The sequence below is a fragment of the Tahibacter harae genome (assembly GCF_024437735.1).
Lineage (GTDB): Bacteria > Pseudomonadota > Gammaproteobacteria > Xanthomonadales > Rhodanobacteraceae > Tahibacter > Tahibacter harae.
The window spans coordinates 1-18,911 of the sequence record NZ_JANFQO010000026.1 but is presented as its reverse complement, the minus strand read 5'-3'; the positions used below and the strand labels follow the sequence as shown (position 1 = coordinate 18,911).

At 69.3% G+C, this 18,911-nt stretch carries 17 protein-coding genes; 6 read left to right on the top strand and 11 right to left on the bottom strand.

From position 1 onward, the window contains the following. Positions 1–30: 30 nt before the first annotated feature. The 4 genes from NM961_RS20985 to NM961_RS20970 form a co-directional block, all read right to left on the bottom strand. Positions 31–930: a class I SAM-dependent methyltransferase gene (locus NM961_RS20985; RefSeq protein ID WP_255916386.1), complete on the bottom strand. Its 900-nt coding sequence runs from the start codon at positions 928–930 to the stop codon at positions 31–33. 347 nt (positions 931–1,277) lie between these two features. After that, positions 1,278–1,913, bottom strand: a complete 636-nt coding sequence (locus tag NM961_RS20980; RefSeq protein ID WP_255916385.1) for a hypothetical protein — start codon at positions 1,911–1,913, stop codon at positions 1,278–1,280. Between the two features lie 244 nt (positions 1,914–2,157). Continuing rightward, complete coding sequence (locus NM961_RS20975; protein ID WP_255916384.1) at positions 2,158–2,394, bottom strand: thioredoxin domain-containing protein; 237 nt, start codon at positions 2,392–2,394, stop codon at positions 2,158–2,160. 338 nt (positions 2,395–2,732) lie between these two features. Continuing rightward, the gene (locus NM961_RS20970) at positions 2,733–3,371 is read right to left on the bottom strand and encodes a MarR family winged helix-turn-helix transcriptional regulator (RefSeq protein WP_255916383.1); all 639 of its coding nucleotides are present in this window, start codon (positions 3,369–3,371) and stop codon (positions 2,733–2,735) included. 512 nt (positions 3,372–3,883) lie between these two features. Between NM961_RS20970 and NM961_RS20965 the strand changes: the two genes are divergently transcribed. Beyond that, positions 3,884–5,941, top strand: a complete 2,058-nt coding sequence (locus tag NM961_RS20965; RefSeq protein WP_255916382.1) for an amidohydrolase — start codon at positions 3,884–3,886, stop codon at positions 5,939–5,941. A 118-nt stretch (positions 5,942–6,059) separates the two neighbouring features. Here the strand turns inward: NM961_RS20965 and NM961_RS20960 are convergent, their stop codons facing one another. The 4 genes from NM961_RS20960 to NM961_RS20945 form a co-directional block, all read right to left on the bottom strand. Then, positions 6,060–6,311 (bottom strand): GlsB/YeaQ/YmgE family stress response membrane protein, encoded by a 252-nt coding sequence (locus NM961_RS20960; protein ID WP_255916381.1) that lies wholly within the window; start codon positions 6,309–6,311, stop codon positions 6,060–6,062. 185 nt (positions 6,312–6,496) lie between these two features. Further along, entirely contained in the window at positions 6,497–7,684 is a 1,188-nt protein-coding gene (locus tag NM961_RS20955; RefSeq protein ID WP_255916380.1) for an AAA family ATPase, read from the bottom strand. A 329-nt stretch (positions 7,685–8,013) separates the two neighbouring features. Further along, positions 8,014–9,258, bottom strand: a complete 1,245-nt coding sequence (locus tag NM961_RS20950) for a sensor histidine kinase (RefSeq protein WP_255916379.1) — start codon at positions 9,256–9,258, stop codon at positions 8,014–8,016. Further along, a complete protein-coding gene (locus NM961_RS20945; RefSeq protein ID WP_255916378.1) occupies positions 9,258–9,938 on the bottom strand; it encodes a response regulator transcription factor in 681 nt (226 codons plus the stop codon). Before NM961_RS20945 ends, NM961_RS20950 begins: the two co-directional genes overlap by 1 nt. A gap of 151 nt (positions 9,939–10,089) precedes the next feature. Here NM961_RS20945 and NM961_RS20940 point away from each other — a divergent pair, with 151 nt between their 5' ends. Further along, positions 10,090–12,036 carry an LTA synthase family protein gene (locus NM961_RS20940; protein ID WP_255916377.1) on the top strand — a complete coding sequence of 649 codons (1,947 nt, stop codon included), beginning with the start codon at positions 10,090–10,092 and terminating at the stop codon, positions 12,034–12,036. A gap of 80 nt (positions 12,037–12,116) precedes the next feature. Here the strand turns inward: NM961_RS20940 and NM961_RS20935 are convergent, their stop codons facing one another. Both NM961_RS20935 and gap read right to left on the bottom strand, forming a co-directional pair. Continuing rightward, complete coding sequence (locus tag NM961_RS20935; protein ID WP_255916376.1) at positions 12,117–13,016, bottom strand: hypothetical protein; 900 nt, start codon at positions 13,014–13,016, stop codon at positions 12,117–12,119. Between the two features lie 310 nt (positions 13,017–13,326). Further along, complete coding sequence (gene gap / locus NM961_RS20930) at positions 13,327–14,340, bottom strand: type I glyceraldehyde-3-phosphate dehydrogenase (protein WP_255916375.1); 1,014 nt, start codon at positions 14,338–14,340, stop codon at positions 13,327–13,329. A gap of 221 nt (positions 14,341–14,561) precedes the next feature. Between gap and NM961_RS20925 the strand changes: the two genes are divergently transcribed. The 4 genes from NM961_RS20925 to NM961_RS20910 all read left to right on the top strand — a co-directional run bounded on the left by NM961_RS20925 (position 14,562) and on the right by NM961_RS20910 (position 18,297). Beyond that, a complete protein-coding gene (locus NM961_RS20925) occupies positions 14,562–15,131 on the top strand; it encodes an RNA polymerase sigma factor (protein ID WP_255916374.1) in 570 nt (189 codons plus the stop codon). Positions 15,132–15,134: 3 nt separating this feature from the next. Further along, a complete protein-coding gene (locus NM961_RS20920) occupies positions 15,135–15,947 on the top strand; it encodes a hypothetical protein (RefSeq protein ID WP_255916373.1) in 813 nt (270 codons plus the stop codon). Positions 15,948–15,960: 13 nt separating this feature from the next. Then, entirely contained in the window at positions 15,961–17,178 is a 1,218-nt protein-coding gene (locus NM961_RS20915) for a HEAT repeat domain-containing protein (protein WP_255916372.1), read from the top strand. Positions 17,179–17,313: 135 nt separating this feature from the next. Beyond that, positions 17,314–18,297 (top strand): HEAT repeat domain-containing protein, encoded by a 984-nt coding sequence (locus NM961_RS20910; RefSeq protein WP_255916371.1) that lies wholly within the window; start codon positions 17,314–17,316, stop codon positions 18,295–18,297. Between the two features lie 364 nt (positions 18,298–18,661). On the opposite strand, the gene NM961_RS20905 is transcribed toward NM961_RS20910, so the two are convergent. Then, positions 18,662–18,911: hypothetical protein (locus NM961_RS20905; protein ID WP_255916370.1), on the bottom strand; the 250-nt coding region annotated here is incomplete at its 5' end.

The window sequence follows — 18,911 nt, the reverse complement described above, 5'->3', positions numbered from 1 at the left end:
CACGCCGGCTCGGCGTGCGGCGGCGCGGCATCAGTGCACCGGCTTGCGCAGGCTCAGATAGCCGATGTTGCGGCCGGCATCGAAATCCAGGTCTATCCGCGCCAGTTCGTCCTGGGCCACGCCGGCGGCGAGGTCGAGCATCTCGGCGTGGTTGCGGTAGATCAGGTGCCAGTCCATGAAGCTTTCCATGTAGCCGACGTCTTCGATGCCGGTGAGGAAGTTCGCGACCATGGCTTCGCCGTCCGGGCGCAGCAGGGCGAACATGTGCCGGACCAGGGCGCGTGCAACGGGCTGGTCCAGATAATCGAACAGGCCGGCGGCATAGACCAGGTCGAAGCGGCCCAGGTCCAGCTGGCCGGTGATGACCTTGCGGATCGGCGCGTGCACGGTGCGCACGCCGCGGGCGGCGTAGTCGCGTTCGATCACGGCCAGGCTTTCCGCATCCTGGTCCAGCGCGACGATCTCGCCGGTGAACCCTTGGTCCAGGCTGCGCGCCAGTTCCACTTCGCGCAGATGGCCGGCGGCCAGCACCAGGATGCGCGCCTGTGGACGGCGCTGCACGGTCTTGTCGATGAGCCGGGCCAGGCGTTCGCGGCGTGCCTTGACCGCCTGCGGCGCGGGACGGTTGCGGGCGAATTCGAGGATCTGCAGGCCGACCGGATCGTCGGTGGCCAGTTCCGGCCGGTCGGAATAGATCAGGTCCAGCATCACTGCGTCGCCGGCGTAGCCGCGCGGCTTCTCGAACGAGCGGCGCGTGAACGGGTCGCGGTGCAGCAGCTTGCACAGCGGATGGGCGAAGACGTTGTCGGCGACCCAGGTCTTCCATTGCTGCGGGCCCAGTTCGCTGCGGCGCCGGTTCATCTCGGCGATCAGCGCGGTCATGCCCTCGGCGATGCGGCCGTGGTGGAAATTCTGCAGGTGCTGGTCCATCGAAGTGTCCTCGGCTAGGTTGCGCGGCGGTCGCCGCTGCTTGCCAGGACATACGCAGCGGCTGCGGCACAGGGATCAGCGCGCGCGCGAGGGACGCGGGAACCCGCGCGGCGACGCGGTCTGCCGCAGCGGGCCGTTGCGCCGGCGCCGCATGTCGTGGAGGCGGTAAGGTCTGCGAATAGCCCTGCGGAACGAGGCGAAAGCCGCCGCGCACGCGGTGCGGCAGCGCCGCGGCGCAACGCTCACCTCACAGGAAGCCGCCGCACACGCGGTGCGGCGGCAGACGCATTTCCCGTCGAACGACCGTTGCCGCGCCGCTGCGCGCACGGCCTGAGCCGCAGGCCGGCTCAGCGTTCCGGCTTGCCCGGCAGACTCAGGTCGCCGGAAGCAACCTTGAACACATCGACCACGCACAGCAACGGTGCGTGCACGCTGGCGTTCACGCGCAGGCCGGCGGTGACGCCGTCGAAACCTGCGGCGCCGACCACGCCGATATCGTCGAAGGGCACGCGCACTTCCACTGTGCCTGCCTGCAGCGAGGGCTGCCAGCCCGGGCTGTCGATGAGTATGGGCAGTCCCGGCCAGGTCTTGGGCAGGCGCGGCCTGGCGCCGGCGGGAATGTCGACCACGGCGAGCGCGTCGGCGCCGCAGGCCGGATTCTTCTGCAGCACCACCCAGTGGCTGTGCCAGAGATTGCCGTCGTTGTCAGGCTTGCCGTCGCCGTTTTCGTCGAACAGCGGCGTGTCGTCGAAATCCGGATGCGCGGTGACGGCCATGGCAAGTATGCCGCTGGCGCGTTCAAAGCCGACTTCGTATGGATCTATCGTGGTCGGCCAGACGTAGGAGAACACGTCGCTGCCGGCCAGCTTGCCTACCGGCGCCGGACGCGATCGGCCGGCCTTGCCCGATACTGTCATCTGGAAGATCGCGATGTTCTTTTCGGTGCGGATGCCTGCCTGCACCAGGTCGAAATCCGCGCCCACGGCCTGGTTGGCTTCGGCGTGGATTGCGCCGCTGGCGGCGGTGCTTTCATGGGCCCACGCCGCGGTCGCAGCGACGCTCAGCGCGAAGGCGAGCCCTGCGCGCAGCAGCGTGCGGCGTAATGCCGCCGGCGCTGACGCAAGCGGTGCCGGTAAGCCGGCACATGCGCCGCGGGATGGTGTACGCAGGCGCGTGCGGGCCGCCGCGGGAAGCGGCTGTTGCGGTGAATTCTGCATGGCGGCGTCCTCAGCGCAGATCGGCGAGCGCGGCGCCGAAATTGATGTGCAGCGGCGCGGCGCCGATCAGCAGGGCCGGTACCGAGCGCACGCCGGCGGCTTCGGCTTCGGCGATGCGGCCGGGCTGTTCGCCGAGATGCACGATCTCCACGGCGTAGCGCGCCGGGTCCAGGGCCTGGGCGAGCTGCTGTTCGGCGTCCAGGCACACGGGACAGCCGGCATGATAGAAAACGGCGTTCTGACGCATAATTTGCTTCCTCCTGCTTGCTCTTGCTGGGTGGGTATGAGGAACGGGCGGCGGCCGATGCCAGTCGGACGCCGCCCAACCTTGCTGCCGGCCGGCGACTGCAACGGCGCCGGCCGTGGCGCTCCGCCGGGCGGACCGCCGCAGCGCCTGCCGTGCCAGCGGCCGGCGCCGTAGGAGCGGCGCAGGCAGCGCCTGCGCCGTTCGTGCGGATTACGGTCGGAAGGCCGCAATCCGGTTTTCTGTCTGCCGGCGTCCACTGTCTCCGCGGCTCGCATCGTGCGGTTGGCGGCGATCTTTCGTGGGGCAGTGTCGGCAGGCATTGCGTACCAATCCGCCGTTCAGGGCGGCTGCGCAAAGCGCTGCGCATTCGCCTCGGCCAGCAGCGCATCGGCCGCTTCATGTTCGGCGCAGTCGGCGCGCAACTCGGCATCGCCGAAGGGCTGCTCCACATAGGCGCAGAAATGCGGTTTTTCTGCACTGCCGCCGGCGTAGGGCCGGAAGAAGCGGCAGCCCAGGCAGGTGCGATGGCCGCTGGCCAGGCCCTGGCGCTGCGCCTGCAGGATCAGCAGCTGTACCACGCGCTGCAGCGCGCCGATATCGCGGCTGTCCAGGTGCTGCAGCAGGCGGCCCAGGCCGCGCAGCGGATCGCGCAGCGCCGCGGCCGCGCGCCGGCCGGCGCGGGCCAGCAGCACGCGCGTGGCCCGCGCATCGTCGGGATCGGGCTGGCGCTGTATCCATTGCCGCGCCTGCAGCGCCTTGAGCGAGTCGCTGAGGCTGGCCGCCGACACACCCAGCCGCTGCGCCATCTGGCCAGCGCGCAGGCCCTGCGGCGCATCGGCCAGCATGCGCAGTACCGCGGCCTGGGTCGGCGGCAGCGCCGGCGTGTCGTCGTCGCGCCAGGATTGCGCACGCAGCAGGGCGAGCAGCTGTTCCAGGCCGGCGGCGGCTTGCTGGCGTTGGCGGTCGTCGTCGTTCATGACTAAATGCTAGGAGTCCTAACCATTTCTGTCAACGCCGGTGCGTAGGTGCCGGGACGCGGCTCCGTGCTCTGTGCCGGCGCTGCCGCGGGACTGGCGACGCGGGGTGAGAAAGCGTGAGCGTGCGGCGCCGCCGCGTCCGCACGGCCGCGCGCCGCGACAGCGGTGTCGCGCCGCACCGGCGATTCCCCGCGCAGGCAGGGACAACGACGCCCGTGCGTGAGGGTTTTACGCATTCCCGCGTTTGTATCCCTTTGCTAGTTTCCCAAACGCAGCAGAATGGCTTTGCGGATTGCGCGGAAGCAGTCCGTGTCAGGTCCGGGACGGACACGCCGGCCTGCGCTCGCGCAGGTCCGCGGCAGCGGATGCGACGGCAGCGGCTGGAGCCGCGCGGCCTCCGCGTCCAGGGGGAAAGACTGTGCTGCATCGCTTGCTGTCGCTGGCGGTCCGGCGCGTGCGCACAGCATGTGCCGGCCTGCCGGGTCCTCCCCGGGTCTGCACAGGAGTTGGCTATGCGTCCGACCGTACTGCGTTCGCTTTGCGTATCTGTCGTTTCCCTGGCCGCGCTGCTGGCCGCCGGCTGCGCAACGCCGCCGGCGCAGCGCGCGGAGAAGGCCGCGGCGGATGCATCGCCTGCGGCATCGCCGCCGCCGGACACCATCATCATCAATGCCAACATCGTCACCCTGGCCGCGCCGCCCGCGCCGGCGACTGCCCAGGCCATGGCCATCACCAATGGCATCATCACCGCGCTGGGCACCACCGCGCAGATCAAGAGCCTGGCCGGTCCGTCCACTACGACGCATACGCCGCCGCCCGGCACCGTGCTGTTTCCGGGCTTCATCGACCCGCATTCGCACATGTCGGCGATCGGCTTCTACGGCGACACCACGCACTGGGTCGATGTGGCCAGCACCAACGTGCTGTTCAAGCCTTCGCCGGGCAAGCCCGGCTGCACCGGAACGCCGGATCCGCAGACCTGCTTCATCCCCGTCACCAGCCAGGACGACGTGATCGCGCGGCTGCAGGCCGCGGTAAAGAACGTCGATCCCAACAGCAAGACACCGTACGTGCTTGCCTTCAACTACGACCCGGCGCGGCTGGGCGCAAGCAAGGGCTGCAGCGGTGTGGGCTTCCAATGCATCAATTTTGAAAATGGCCACGCCCGCGCGCAGCTGGATGCGATCTCCGACCAGGTGCCGATCATGGTCGCCAGCGAATCCGGCCATATCGTCTATGTCAACACGCCGGCGCTGAACCTGCTGAACATCTGCGGCGTGATAGCCGCCGGCGGGACGTCCGGCAGCACCGGCCAATGCCATCAGCCGATCATGAACACGCCGCAGGAAACCGCGCTGGCGCGGCTGGGCCAGCTGGACGAGGATCTGGCGCTCTACGCCATCGGCTATTTCCAGGGCAAGATCATCGAGGCCGATCCGCTGGCCGCGGAAAAGATGCTGACCAATGCCGCGACCGTCTACGCCCAGCACGGCTTCACCTATGCGCAGGAAGGCGCGGCCTCGTTCGGCGACATGGCGCTTTACGCCACGCGCCTGGACACGGCGGCCGAACGCGCCACCTTCCCGCTGACCATGGCCATGATCGCCTACGATCCGGGCAGCGCCGACATGAGCAGCACCCTGTCCGCTGCGACCAGGGCGCAGAAACTGTTCGGCGACAATCCGCTGATCAGCGTGGCCGCGGTCAAGACGTTCGCCGACGGCTCCACGCAGGGGTATACCGCCTGGCTGGACGGGAACTACTTCATGCTGTTCAACCCGTTCACCGACGCCAGCATCTTCCCGCAGCAGCCCTACCAGGGCCTGCCCGATGTGGACCAGGCCGGCATCACGGCGCGCGTGACCCAGGCGCACCAGGCGAATTTCCCCATGATCATTCACCAGAACGGCGATGCGGCGATCACCGCCTCGCTCGCCGCGCTGGCCGCCGCGCCGCCGCCGCCTGCGGGCAAGCGCGACGTGGTGCTGCACGCGCCCATGATCAGCGACGTCCAGCTGCAGTCGCTGCAGGGCAAGCCGGTGACGGTGAGTTTCCTGGTGCCGGATATCTTTTACTGGGGACTGATGGAGTGCCAGCAGATCCTGGGCCAGAGCGACACGCTGGGCATGTATCCGACCGCTTCCGCCTTCAACGCCGGGCTGAACGTGACCCTGCATACCGACAGCCCGGTCACGCCGCCGGCGCCGCTGTTCGCGATCTGGGCCGCGGCGAGCCGCTCGGCGCAGCAGCCGTCCTGGTATCCGAACAAGAGCAACTGCCCGGCCACGCTGCTGCCGCCCGGCGGCAGCCAGGCCATCAGCATCGAACAGGGTATGCGCGCCTACACCGTCAATGCGGCCTGGCAATACGGCCTGGAGGATTCGCGCGGCACGCTGGAGGTGAACAAGATCGCCGATATCGTGATGCTGTCGAACAACCCGCTGAACATGCAGAACAACATCAACTTCCTGCGTACGGTGATGATCGTCGGCACCTACAGCCAGGGCCGCCTGTTCCTCAACAAGGCGCCGACCACGAACTGGCCGGAGCCTACGGCCGGTTTGCCGTGAAGAGCCGGGATTCGTGATTCGGGATCGGGATTGAATCGGTGGTTGGATTGGAGATTCGGGTTCGCGAGAAACTCTGTTCTTGCGAATCCCGAATCTCGTCATTCCAAATCCCCGCTCCTCACAATCGCTTGAAGAAGCCGATGATGACCAGCAGGATGATCGCGCCTATCGCCGCGTAGACGATGCTGCCGACGATGCCGCTGAGGCCCAGTCCCAGCCCCGGCAGCAGCCAGCCGGCGAGGAATGCGCCGACGATGCCCACGACGATGTTGCCGATCAGGCCGAAGCCGTGGCCCTTCACGATCTGCCCGGCAAGCCAGCCGGCAACCGCGCCGACCAGCAGCCAGATAAGCAATGCTTTCGGATCCATATGCGCCTCCCTAGGTCGCCCCATGCGACCTCGGCATTCTGCGCCATGTGGGAGCGCGTGTTACCAGAATTTTTCTTGTATACGAATGGTTACGCAGCCGGAGGCAGGTTTGCCGGACTCGGCCGTTGCGCGAATTGATCCCGCCGTGCCGCCGGCCGGACTTTCGTCATGCCTGCCGCGCTGCCTCAGGGCCATAGCGGCTCATCCAGCAGACCTTGCCCGGCGATCCGCGTTTCTCCGTACTCGCGCATCAGCGTGCAGGCGACGATGCCGGCCTGGTCCTCGATCGCCGCGATCAGCGCCGGCGCATGGCTGATGACCCAGACCTGTCCGTTGCCGGCGGCGCGCACGATCTGGCGCGCGAGCGGGCGCAGCAGGTCCGGATGCAGGCTTTGCTCGGGCTCGTTGAGCACCAGCAGTTCCGGCGGACGTGGACTCTGCAGCGCAGCCAGCAGGCAGAGGTAGCGCAAGGTGCCGTCGGAAAGCTCGGTCGCGCGCAGTTCGCGCAGCAGGCCGTCCACGTTCAGGCCGACTTCCAGCCGCGCATCGTCGCCGAGTATGGCGATGCGCGAACCCGGGAAGGCATCGTCCACCGCGGCGTGCAGCGCGTCGGCATCGCCGATCTCGATGATGGTCTGCAGCGCGGCGGCCAGATCATGGCCGTCGTGGGCCAGGGCGCCGGTCTGCACGCTGACGCGCGGCTGGCGCAGCGGGCTGTCGGCGTCGGTGCGGAAGCCGTCGTAGAAGCGCCAGCTGCGCAGGCGTTCGCGCAGAGCGAACACTTCGGGGAAGCGCTGCGGTTCTGACAGCTCCGACAACACCGAGCGGCTGGCGGCCAGCGGCGTGCCGAGGCGCTGCCATTCGCCGTCGGCATTGCGCAGGTTGACCAGCGGGCCTTCGCGCTCCAGCCAGGTATTGGCGCGGCGCTGCGGCGGCGCCTGCCAGATGCATTCGGATTTCACTTCCGGATCCAGCCGGAAGCGCGACCGCGCCACCGGATTGCCGCCGGCCGGCAGGCCCAGCTTGATCGCGTATGCCACATCGTCAGCGGCGAAACCGAAGCTGATGCGCAGCACGTCCTTGCCGCGCGTGCCCTGGATGGGCAGGCCGCGCTTCTGCTGGCTGCGCGTATCGGCCGGCCCGGCCCATTGCACCGAGGGAATGCCGCCCTCGGCCGCCAGCGCCTCGGCCAGACGCCCCGCCGCGGCCTGTTGCAACAGACGCAGCGCGCGGTAGAGATTGGACTTGCCGCTGCCATTCGCGCCGGTGACCAGGGTCAGCGGCTCCAGCTTGAGCTTGAGGTCGCGCAGCGAGCGGTAGTTGGCGACGGCGAAGGTATGCAGCATGGGCGGCAGGCGGGCAGGGCGGTGCAATTAACATGACTCAAGCTGATGCGCCTGTCGATGCGGCAGGGTTGTGCGCCGCGGCTGGAACTGCCGACGAGCTGGCGCAGGGAATGTGCGCCGGGTTCCGGCCAGCTTGAGGCTATGTCCGAAGAGGCGTTGCGAACTTTCAGGAGGAACCGCATAAAACTCCCTCTTCCCCAAGCTTGCTGGGGGAGAGGCTGCGCAGCGATGCATGCGCGGGCATTGCGGCATTCATTGTCGTGCAGTCTTCCGCACACAGCGTTGCATTCGTGGGCGTTGCTGCACTCATCTGCGCAATATCAGCTCAACGTTGCGCCCGGCCGCGCAGGCGGTCGTCAATCCATCCCTGAAATTCTCTCAGGAATTTCAATTTCCACCGCGCGATAGCCGTTGTCGGCAAAATGCTCTTCCAGCTTCCAGCCCAGGTGATCGGCGAAGCGGCCGATCAGGGTGAGGCCTATGCCGCGGTCGCTGCGTGCGGGGGCGGCGGCGGGAGCTGTGGCCGCGGTGCCGGCGCGGTAGTCGAAGCGGATGCGGCCCGCGCCGGCTTGCAGCTGCAGCTCGCCCTGGGCGGCGGGCGGCAGCAGGCGGCGCAGGATGCTGCGCAGTGCCAGTAGGGCTTCGGCGCGGGGCAGGAACAGGCTGCCTGCGGCCTCGATATGCAGCGCCAGCGCGGTGCTTTCCGTGCCGGCGCGCAGCTGCGCGGCGCACTCCTGCAGCAGCTCGGCCGCATCGACCGGCTGCGCGGTGTAGTTGCTGCGCCGGGCCAGGCCCAGCAGCAGGTTGATAAGGTCGGTCAGCTCGTTCAGGCCGCGCTCCAGCCGGGCCAGACGGCGGCGCTGGGCCGGTGCGGCGTCCGGGTCGTCCAGCAGTACTTCGGCGGCGCCCTGGACGACAGCAATGGGCGTGCGCAGCTCATGGCTGGCATCGGCGAAGAAGGCGCGTTCGGCGGCATCGGCGTCGAGCAGGCGGGCCTGATAGGCGTCGATGGCGCGGGCCAGGCGGCCGAGTTCGTCGCGCCCGGCCAGGCCGGCAAGGTTGGTGGCCTGGGGCCGCGCCGGCAGCGCGTCCACCGCGGCGGCGAGCTGCTTCACGGGAGCGATGGTGCGACCGGCCAGCAGCCAGCCGGCCCAGCCGCTGAGTCCCGTTCCCAGCAGCACCACCAGCAGGCAGAACCAGGCCAGGTGCTTTTCCAGTTCCTCGATGGAATCCAGGTCGATGAGGAACACCAGCCGGCCCGCCGGCGTGTCGAACACGCCCGCATGCCGGCCGGGCGCGGCGGCGCTTTCCATTTCGTGTATGCCCGGCCCCAGGCCGGCCAGGGCCGGCGGCAGGCCGCCGCCGTCGGCGCGGCGCAGGTAGCCGCGCAGGCGCGGCGTATGCGGCAGCTCGGGCATGGCGCCGGCACCGGCCTCGTCGGCGTATTCCTGCGCCTGGGCGCTGAGGATCTCGCTGACGACGATGTGTTCGTAGTCCTCGGTCAGGTACAGCGTGGCCGCGGCGAAGGCCAGGCTCAGCAGCAGCCCCAGCGTGGCATAGGCCAGGGCGACGCGCCGGCGCAGCGGCAGCGGCGCGCGCATCAGCCGGCCTCCAGCCGGTAGCCCACGCCGTGCACGCTGCGGATCAGCGCCTGCGCATAGGGTTTGTCGACCAGCTTGCGCAGCTCGTAGACGTGAGTGTGCAGCGCGGCCACATCGCCGCCTTCCTCGCCCCAGATCGCCTCGATCAGGGCGCGGTGGCTGAGCACCTGCGGCGAATGCTGCAGCAGCAGGCGCAGGATGATGGACTGCACCCGGGTCAGGCCGATCTCGTCGCCCTCGCGGCGGGCGCGCAAGGTGTTGGGGTCGTAGCTCAGGCCGCCGACCTGCAGTACCGCTTCGGGCGGCGGCCGGCCGCGCCGGTGCACGGCGCGGATGCGTGCTTCCAGTTCCTTCATCGCAAACGGCTTGACCAGGTAGTCGTCGGCGCCTTCGGCGAAACCGCGCAGCTTGTCCTGCAGGGTGTCGCGGGCGGTCAGCATCAGGATCGGCGTGGAGCGGCCGGCTTCGCGCAGGCGCCGGCACAGTTCCAGGCCGTCCAGCCGCGGCAGGCCCAGGTCGAGCACGATCACGTCGAAGCCGCCGCGCAGGGCCGCGGCCAGGCCGGTTGCGCCGTCGGCGGCGTGGTCCAGGCGGTAGCCGCGGCGTTCGAGGAAATCCCAGATATTCGCGGCGATATCGTGCTGGTCTTCGATCAGGAGCACGCGGCTGGGCTGGTTCATGCGGCAGCGGGGCGGGAAGAAAGCGCTAGCTTGCCCGAAATCCGCACGTTTAACGCCCGCCTGAGAATCGCCTGAGCCGGCTTTACATATCGCCCCGCAAGCTGGGCGAATGCGAGCGCCCTGTGGCGTTCGACCAGCCCCGAGGTCGCCCGTGTCCCTGTTCCCTTCGCTCTGGCCGCGCCTGCGGCCGCTGGCCTGGCTGGCCGGCCTGTTCCTGGGCATCTCCACCGCGACCCGTTTTGCCCTGTTGCTGGCCGCGGGCGACGGCGTGGCGCCGGGCCTAGGCAACTGGGGCCGGGTGTTCGGCCTGGGCCTGGTCTACGACCTGGCGACCTTTGTGTACTTTGCCTGGCCGCTGTTGCTGCTGCTCTGGCTGCTGCCGCGGCGCTGGTACAACGCGCGCGGCGGGCGCTGGCTGCTGGGCGGGCTGTGCTTCCTGCTGGTGCTGCTGCTGGTCTTCGTCGCCGGCGCGGAATGGACCTTCTGGGACGAATTCCAGACCCGCTTCAATTTCATCGCAGTGGACTATCTCGTCTACACCAACGAGGTGCTGGGCAATATCCGCGAATCCTATCCGATAGGGCCGATACTGGCCGGCGTGCTGTTGCTCAGCGGCCTGCTGTTCCTGAGCGGCCGGCGCTGGCGCCGCGGCAGCGACGAGACTTCGACCTTCGCCGGGCGCAGCGCCTTCGCCGCGCTGTGGCTGGCGGCGAGCGTGCTGGTCAGCTTCGGCCTGCGCAGCGACGACAAGGAACGCGGAGCGAACGAATACGTCAACCAGCTCGCCGGCAACGGCATCTACGAATTCTTCGCCGCGTTCCGCGCCAGCGAGCTGTCCTACGCGCGTTTCTACCGCAGCCTGCCCGAGGCGCAGGCCTTCGCCGAACTGCGCCAGCTGCTGCAGACGCCGGACGCGCAGTTCGTCAGCGCCGATCCGGCCGACATCACCCGCGACATCCACGCGGACAAGCCGGAGCAGCATCTGAACGTGGTGCTGATCAGCGTGGAAAGCCTGTCGGCCGCATTCTCCGGCGCCTATGGCGCCAATCCCAGCCTGACGCCGGAACTGGACCGGCTCAGCGGCGAAAGCCTGCAGTTCACGCGCCTGTTCGCCTCGGGCACACGCACCGTGCGCGGACTGGAGGCGCTGGCGCTGTCGGTGCCGCCGACGCCGGGCGAATCCATCGTCAAGCGGCCGCGCAACGAGAACCTGTTCAGCCTGGCGACGGTGTTCAACGCCAAGGGCTACGAATCGCTGTTCCTTTACGGCGGCTATGGCGCCTTCGACAACATGAACCATTTCTTCGGCAGCAACGGCTACCAGGTGCGCGACCGCGCCGCGATTGCGCCGGAGAAGATCCATCAGGCGAATATCTGGGGCGTGGCCGACGAGGATCTGTACACCCTGGCGCTGGCGGAGTTCGACCGCGCCCATGCCGCGGGCAAGCCGTTCTTCGCCCACGTCATGACGACCTCCAATCACCGGCCGTATACCTTTCCCGAAGGCCGCATCGACGCGCCCCAGGGCAAGCGCGAAAGCGCCGTGCGCTATTCGGACTGGGCCCTGGGCAACCTGCTGCGCCGCGCGCGGGACAAGCCCTGGTTCGACGACACGATCTTCGTCATCACCGCCGATCACTGCGCCTCGTCCGGCGGCATCGCCAGTCTGCCGGTGTTCCGCTACCACATTCCGCTGTGGATCTATTCGCCGCGCCATGTGGCGCCGGGGCGCTTCGAGCGCCTGCTCAGCCAGATCGACATTGCGCCCACCGTGCTGGGCCTGCTCGGCATGAATTACCGCAGCCGCTTCTACGGTGCCGACATGTTCCGCCTGGAGCCCGGCCGCGAGCGCGTGTTCATCGGCAACTACCAGCGCCTGGGCTATCTGCGCGACGACCAGTTGGTGGAGCTGTCGCCGGGCCGCCGCCTGGCCAGCGTGCGGCCGGACTACGAATACAACCGCCCGCAGCCGCCGCTGGCCGCCGACCCGCGCCTGAGCACCGAAGCCATGGCCTACTACCAGACTGCGAGCTGGCTGTTCAGCCGCGGTCTGCTCGCCGCGGCGCTGGCCGCGCCGGCGCCGGTGGCGGCGCGCTGAGGCGCATCACGCCGCCCTCTGCCTCGCCGCGCGGCAAGCCGTGGACGGTGCGGTCATGAGCGGCCGTGGCGTCCGCGCGCTCAACGCCGGTTCAAATCCAGCTTCTGGTTGCTGAAGGTGATGGTCTGCAGGCCGAAGCGCAGGCCGTCGCGCTGGCGCTCGTCCTCATTGAAGCGCGCGTTGCGGAACAGGCCGTCCAGCTGGCCGGCCATGGCGATGCCGGGCACGGCGTCGAGCACCCAGAATTTCGCCACGCGCCCCCGGGCGTCGACGGCGATGTAGAACTCGGCCATGCCCGAGTCGTCGGTAATCAGCGCCGCGCGGCGCAGGCGCTGCGCCGGCTTGCGCGGGGCCGCCGGGCGCAGGCCCGGACGCGGGCCGGTTTCGCTGTGCTGGCGCGCCAGCGCGGCTTCTATGGTTGCGCCGTGGCGGTCGAGCAGGGCGATGGTGCGCTGGCGCACGACTTCGTCGCCGCTGGGGCCGAGCTTGTCGCCGATCTGCTTGAGCAGGTTCTTCAGGTAATGGGCGCGGTCCTCGTCGAAGTCGCCGGATTCGCGCCAGTAGTGCGAGAACACCTGGGTCCAGTCCATGGCCTCGGCGTAGTTGCCGGCGTCGTATTCGACCTGGGCCAGCTTGGCCATGGCCGGCAGGCTGCCCTTGAGCGCGGCGGCGAGCAGCAGTTCGCGCGCCTTGTCCAGGTCGCGCGGCAGCACCTGGGCCGGGTGCGACTCGCCCTGGCGATAGAGCGAGCCGGCGATGTACTGGGCGGAAGCGTCGCCGGCGGCGGCGCGGGCCAGCAGCTCGCGGCCCAGCGCTTCGCGGGCGCTGGCCGGGGTGGCGGGATCCAGCAGTCCCTGCAGCAGCCAGGCGTCGATCTGGCTCTTTCCCGCCTCGGCGGCGGGCGCTGCCGGCGGCGCCGTGCCGGCGAGGGCGGCGGGAAGGCTCAGGGCGGTTGCGAGGACAAAGGCATAAATGCGCATGTGGGAAAAATCCAGGATCGGGCGGCCGATGCTAGGGCGTGCCGCCGGGGACGAGGTTCAAAATGTGTTTGCGGCACCGGCGGCAGCCGTACGCCGGCGTGCTGTGCGGCGCAGACGCTGCGGCCTGTCTGCCTTGGTTCAATCGGATTTGCGCGGACAGCCGGATCAGCGCACGGCGGCGCGCGGTCGCGGGGCGTGATGGCAGGCAGCGTTGCACTGTCCTGCGGCGGTGCGGCCGCCGTGCGCGGCGCAGAAAGCAGAACGCCCGGCAATGGCCGGGCGTTCGGGTGTGGCGATGACGCCGCCGGACTTACTTGGCGGCCATCAGCGCCAGGGTCATGTCCAGCATGCGGTTGGAGAAGCCCCACTCGTTGTCGTACCAGGAGCAGACTTTCACCAGCGTGCCGCCCATGACCTTGGTCAGGGTGGCGTCATAGACCGAAGAGCGCGCGTCGTGGTTGAAATCCACCGACACCAGCGGCGCCTTGTTGAAGCCGAGGATGCCCTTGAGCGCGCCTTCGGAGGCTTCCTTGACGATCTGGTCGATCTCGGCGTTGCTGGTCGCACGCTTGGCGACGAAGGACAGGTCCACCACCGAGACGTTGATGGTCGGCACGCGCATGGCGAAGCCGTCCAGCTTGCCGTTGAGTTCCGGCAGCACCAGGCCGACCGCGGCGGCGGCGCCGGTCTTGGTCGGGATCTGCGACTGCGTGGCCGAGCGGGCGCGGCGCAGGTCGGAGTGGTAGACGTCGGTCAGCACCTGGTCGTTGGTATAGGCGTGGATCGTCGTCATCAGGCCGTGCTCGATGCCGATTTTCTCGTGCAGCACCTTGGCCAGCGGGGCGAGACAGTTGGTGGTGCAGGAAGCGTTGGAGATGACCTGGTGCGCGGCCTTGAGCTGGTCATGGTTCACGCCGTAGACGAAGGTGCCGTCCACGTCGCTGCCGCCCGGGGCGGATATGATGACTTTCTTGGCGCCGCCGGCGATGTGGGCGCCGGCCTTGGCCTTGCTGGTGAACAGGCCGGTGCATTCCAGCACCACGTCGACGCCGAGATCGCCCCAGGGCAGCTTGGCCGGATCGCGCTCGGCGAAGACCTTGATGCGGTCGCCCTTGACGACCAGTTCGCCGCCGTCGACGGCCACGTCGAAGGGGAACTTGCCGTGGGCGGTGTCGTAGCGGGTCAGGTGCGCATTGGTCTCGGCATCGCCCAGGTCGTTGATGGCGACGATCTGGATTTCGTGGTTGCGGCCGGCTTCATACAGGGCGCGCAGGACATTGCGGCCGATACGGCCGTAGCCGTTGATGGCAACTTTCACCGCCATGGGGGAGGCTCCTACAGGATGGAAGGGACTGGGGGAATGACAAAGCCGCGGGATTGTAGCAATCGGCGCGCGGCCTTGCCGGGAATATCGGTCCCTGGGCGGGGCCGGGCCGCGGCGGGGCGCCGGTCCGCGGCAGTCCGGGCCGGGGGCGGGCGGACCGCCGGACGGGAATCTGCGGCCGGCTTGCTAACCGGATCCGCCCTGGCCGCATCCAGGCAGCCATGACAGTCCAAGACGAACGGGTCGCCCGGGCCCGCAATGGAGATCGCGATGCGTTCCGGCGCCTGGTCGAGGGCGAGACACGCCCGCTGTACGCCGTGGCCGCACGCATCACGCGCGATGCCGCCCTGGCCGAGGACGCGGTGCAGGAGGCCCTGTTCAACGCCTGGCGCCACCTGGGCGATTTCGACGGCCGGGCAAACTTCAAGACCTGGCTGCACCGCATCACGGTGAACGCCGCGCTGGAGCAGCTGCGCAAGCGCGGCGGCCGCGAGCAATGGACAGCGCCGGCCGGCAATGCCGGCGAGGACGAGGAAGACTTCCTCGCCGGCCAGGCCGACGAGCTGCCCGGGCCGGAGCAACTGGCCGGCGGCAGCCAGATCGGCCGCCAGGTCCAGCTGCAGCTGGAACGCATGACGCACCTGGAGCGCAGCGCCTTCGTGCTGCGCCACCACGAAGGCCAGTCGCTGGAGGAGATCTGCGGCGTGCTGGCGATCAATGTTTCGGCCTGCAAGCAGGCCATATTCCGCGCGGTGCGCAAGTTGCGCGGCGCGCTGGAACCGCTGAGGTAAGCGATGGACACGATTCGTGATTCCGACCTGATCCTGTACCACTACCGCGACGGCCTGGATGCCGCGGAACTGGCCGCGATCGCCCGGGCGCTGGAACAGTCGCCGGCCCTGCGCGCGCGCTACGCCGCCCTGGCCGCGACCCTGCAGGCCGCCGACGCCCAGCCGCTGCCGCAGCCCGACGCGGGCTTCGAGCAGCGCCTGTGGCAGCGTTTCGACGCCGAGGTCGAGGCCGCCGCCCCGCGCCAGGCGGTGCCGCACGCGCGCGAGGCCGCCGCGGGGCGCGAGCGCCACGGCATGGGCGCTCGCCGGCCGCTGCGCCTGGCCGCCGGCGCTCTGGCCCTGGTCGGCGCGCTGGGGCTGGGTTTCCTGCTCGGCCGCCAGCCGGCAGACGGGCCCACGGCGCCGGTCGCGGGCACGGGCATGACCAACCCAGCGGGCATGAACGCCGGCGATACGCTGTCCAGCCGCGTGCTCGACGCCTACGTCGCCGCGCACCTGCGCGAGACCGAAGGCGTGGTGCTGACCGCGGTCAACAGCGACAGCGCGGAACTGCTCGCCGGCAACCGCGAGCTGGCTGCGGGCCTGATCGATTCCAACCGCCTCTACGCCCAGGCCGCGGCGCGCGCGGGCAATGCGCGCCTGGCGAACTTCCTGCAGCAGCTCGAACCTTTGTTGATCGAGCTGGCTAACCCGCCGGGCGCTGGGCCCATCCAAGATTCCGACGGTCTGCGTGACTACGTCGACAAGACCGATCTGCTGTTCCAGCTGCGCGCGACCCAGGCGCGCATGGAACCGCAACGCCAGACCTCGACCTGATCCGGAGCAACAGATGAAAAAGTCAATTTATTCCATTGTGTTCGGTGCGCTGCTGGCCAGCCTGGCGCCGGTGCTGCCGGCCGCGCCGGCGGAACAGGACATCGCCGGCGCCGACCGCGAACTGAACCAGCTCTACCGCCAGGGCCAGGAAGCCCTGGCCAAGTCCGACTGGCCGGCGGCGCTGGAACGCTTCCGCCGCCTGGAAGAACGCATGAGTGCGCAGAATCAGGGCAATGCCGATGCGGCGGTCTACTGGCAGGCCTATGCGCTGACCCGCGCCAAGCGCGTGCCCGAGGCACGCCGCACGGTGGAGCGCCTGCGCGAGAAATACCCGCAGAGCCGCTGGATAGGCGAGGCCGAGACCCTGCTGCGTCAGGCCGAGCCGGTGGACGCGAACGCCGCGGCAGCCGGCGGCGATACCGAACTGGCCGAGATCGCCGTCGAGGGCCTGATGCACGCGCCGCCGGAGCGCGCCGTACCGCTGCTGAAGAAAGTGCTGGCCGGCAAGCAGCCGGACAAGGTCAAGCGCCGCGCCCTGTTCGTGCTCAGCCAGATCGACTCGGACGAGGCCCTGGCCGAACTCGGCGGCATCGCGCGCAGCGGCGGGCCGGAGCTGCGTTCCGAGGCGATACGCATGCTCGGCATCAGCGGCGAGCCCAAGGCGCTGGATCAGCTTTCCGCCCTGTACAAAACGGCGAACACCGAAGAAAAGCGCGAAGTCCTGCACGCCTGGATGCGGGCCGACCGCAAGGACCTGGTGCTGGCCGCGGCGCGGGACGAAGCCGATCCCAAGCTGCGCAACGATGCGATCAGTCTGCTGGGGGCGATGGACGGCATCGAGGAACTCAAGCAGCTGCTGCCCAGCACCAAGGAAATCGGCCTGCGCCGGCAGATCGTGCAGGCGCTGGGCGTGGCCGGCGATGTGGATGCGCTGGTGCAGATCGCCGGCACCGATGCGGACGAGGCGCTGCGCCTGGACGCCTACCGGGCCATCGGCGTCAGCGGCGGCAGCAGGGCCAGCGCGGCACTGGTCGGGCTCTATCCCCGCGCCAGCTCCACTGCGCAGCGCGAGGCGATCCTGCAGGGCATCCTCATCAGCGACGACGCCAAGGCCCTGGCCGGCCTCTACCGTGTCGCCAAGACCAAGGAAGAAAAGCAGCAGATCCTGCGCATGCTCACCGCCATGGACGACGAGGCGGCGCTCGAAATCATCGAGCACGAACTGAAGTAAATCCGCCGCGGCGCCGGTTTTCCCGGCTCCGCTGTGCGCCGGCCGGGCGAACGCGCCGGCGCGATCCCGAAACCTTTCCTGCCGCCGCGCGACCCGGTCGCCGCGTCGCGCCCGGCTTTTGCCTAGGAGAATCCCATGCGTCTGTTTTTCAGTCTGATCCTGGGCCTGGCGGCCCCGCTTTCCCTGTCCGCGGCCGGCCTGGAGCAGCGTCTGGCCGGCGCCGACGGCTGGGTGACCTGGCAGGTGCCCATGATCGCCGGCGCCGGCGAGCCCTGCTGCCATGAGATCCGCCGCGGCCAGGTCATCAACAAGGGCTGCGACCTGGACGAGCGCGGCTGGAACATCAGCAGCGGCGATACGGCCGCGGCGGGCGGCGCAGGCCTGCTGGCGTTGTATGCGCATGTGAAAGGCGGCAGCGTGGACAGGATCCGCGCCTATGCGGCCAGTTGCCCGGTGCGCAGCCGCGAAGCCCTGCGCACGCTGGACGCGGTCGATCCCGCCGCCAGCGTGGCCTGGCTGGACGGCCAGGCCCGGCGCAGCGACCGCAAGGGCAAGGACAGTGACGACGAAGCCGTGGCAGCGCTGGCCTACCATGCCACGCCCGCAGCCCTGAGTGCCCTGCAGGGACTGGCCGAACCGGCGCGGCCGCGCGAGCAGCGCGAGAAGGCGCTGTTCTGGATGGGCCAGGCGCGCGGCGCCGAAGGCGTGAACGCGGTCGATGCCTACGCCCGCGGCGATGCCGACGCGGAAATCCGCAGCCATGCCGTCTTCGTGCTGTCGCAGTCGCCCGAGCACGACACCTATCCGCGCGTGCTAGCCGTGGCCGGTTCCGACCGCTCCGCCGCGGTGCGCGGCAAGGCCTTGTTCTGGCTGGCCCAGATGGAAGATCCCCGCGCCGGCGACGACATCCTGGCCGCGCTGCGGCGCGACCCCGACGCGGAAGCGCGCGAACAAGCCGTGTTCGCCCTGTCCCAGCTGGAGGACGGCGCCGGCGACGCCGCCCTGATCCGCGTGGTGCGCGGCGACTACCCGCGCGAGGTCAAGCAGAAGGCGCTGTTCTGGCTGGGACAGTCGGGCTCGGAGACGGCGCTGGGGTTTCTGGACGAGGTGTTGAAATAAGGCCGGGATTGGTGATCCGGGATTCGTGAAAGCGGATTTGCTGCGCGATCCCGGCGCCGCTCTTGCCGATCCCGGATCCCGGCTCTTGCCGAATCCTGAATGACCAGGCCGTGACGGGATCGGTGTTCGGGATTCGTGAAAGCGGGTTTCGCTCCGCGGTCCCGCTGCCGCTCTTGCCAATCCGGATAACCAATCCCGAACCCAGCCCTGCCGCCGGTCCGGTTCGTGCGCCAGCGCGCAGTTGCCCGTCAATTCGAACAGGTATCGTTCGCCTGCCGTGCCCCGGGCAGCAGTGCTAAGCTCGCGGGGCGGTTGGACGAGCAAGGTCTGGCGGGGGCTGACCGCGATCGGTTCTATGGTCGGTTCAGCACGCCGCAGGTGCGGAGCCGGTTTCTGCAGCCCTGTTTGGAGGCGATATGTCGACCCAGCGATCGACGTGGATCCCGTCCTGGCCTTCGACGCTTCCCGAAACTCCGCCGGCCGCGCCGGCTGCCCCTGCCGCCGCCCAGCGCCCGCCGGCCGCACCGCCGCCGCAGCGCCCGGCGGCGCCGTCCGCTCCTTCCGTTCCGCCGGCCGCGGCTGCGCGCCCGGCCATGCCCACGCCGCCGCCCGCC

Coding starts and splice junctions, on each gene's coding strand:
- NM961_RS20975 (WP_255916384.1), bottom strand. CDS start 2,394: ATGCGTCAGAACGCCGTTTTCTATCATGCCGGCTGTCCCGTGTGCCTG.
- NM961_RS20935 (WP_255916376.1), bottom strand. CDS start 13,016: ATGCGCATTTATGCCTTTGTCCTCGCAACCGCCCTGAGCCTTCCCGCC.
- NM961_RS20915 (WP_255916372.1), top strand. CDS start 15,961: ATGAAAAAGTCAATTTATTCCATTGTGTTCGGTGCGCTGCTGGCCAGC.
- NM961_RS20950 (WP_255916379.1), bottom strand. CDS start 9,258: ATGCGCGCGCCGCTGCCGCTGCGCCGGCGCGTCGCCCTGGCCTATGCC.
- gap (WP_255916375.1), bottom strand. CDS start 14,340: ATGGCGGTGAAAGTTGCCATCAACGGCTACGGCCGTATCGGCCGCAAT.
- NM961_RS20985 (WP_255916386.1), bottom strand. CDS start 930: ATGGACCAGCACCTGCAGAATTTCCACCACGGCCGCATCGCCGAGGGC.
- NM961_RS20925 (WP_255916374.1), top strand. CDS start 14,562: ATGACAGTCCAAGACGAACGGGTCGCCCGGGCCCGCAATGGAGATCGC.
- NM961_RS20920 (WP_255916373.1), top strand. CDS start 15,135: ATGGACACGATTCGTGATTCCGACCTGATCCTGTACCACTACCGCGAC.
- NM961_RS20960 (WP_255916381.1), bottom strand. CDS start 6,311: ATGGATCCGAAAGCATTGCTTATCTGGCTGCTGGTCGGCGCGGTTGCC.
- NM961_RS20910 (WP_255916371.1), top strand. CDS start 17,314: ATGCGTCTGTTTTTCAGTCTGATCCTGGGCCTGGCGGCCCCGCTTTCC.
- NM961_RS20945 (WP_255916378.1), bottom strand. CDS start 9,938: ATGAACCAGCCCAGCCGCGTGCTCCTGATCGAAGACCAGCACGATATC.
- NM961_RS20965 (WP_255916382.1), top strand. CDS start 3,884: ATGCGTCCGACCGTACTGCGTTCGCTTTGCGTATCTGTCGTTTCCCTG.
- NM961_RS20970 (WP_255916383.1), bottom strand. CDS start 3,371: ATGAACGACGACGACCGCCAACGCCAGCAAGCCGCCGCCGGCCTGGAA.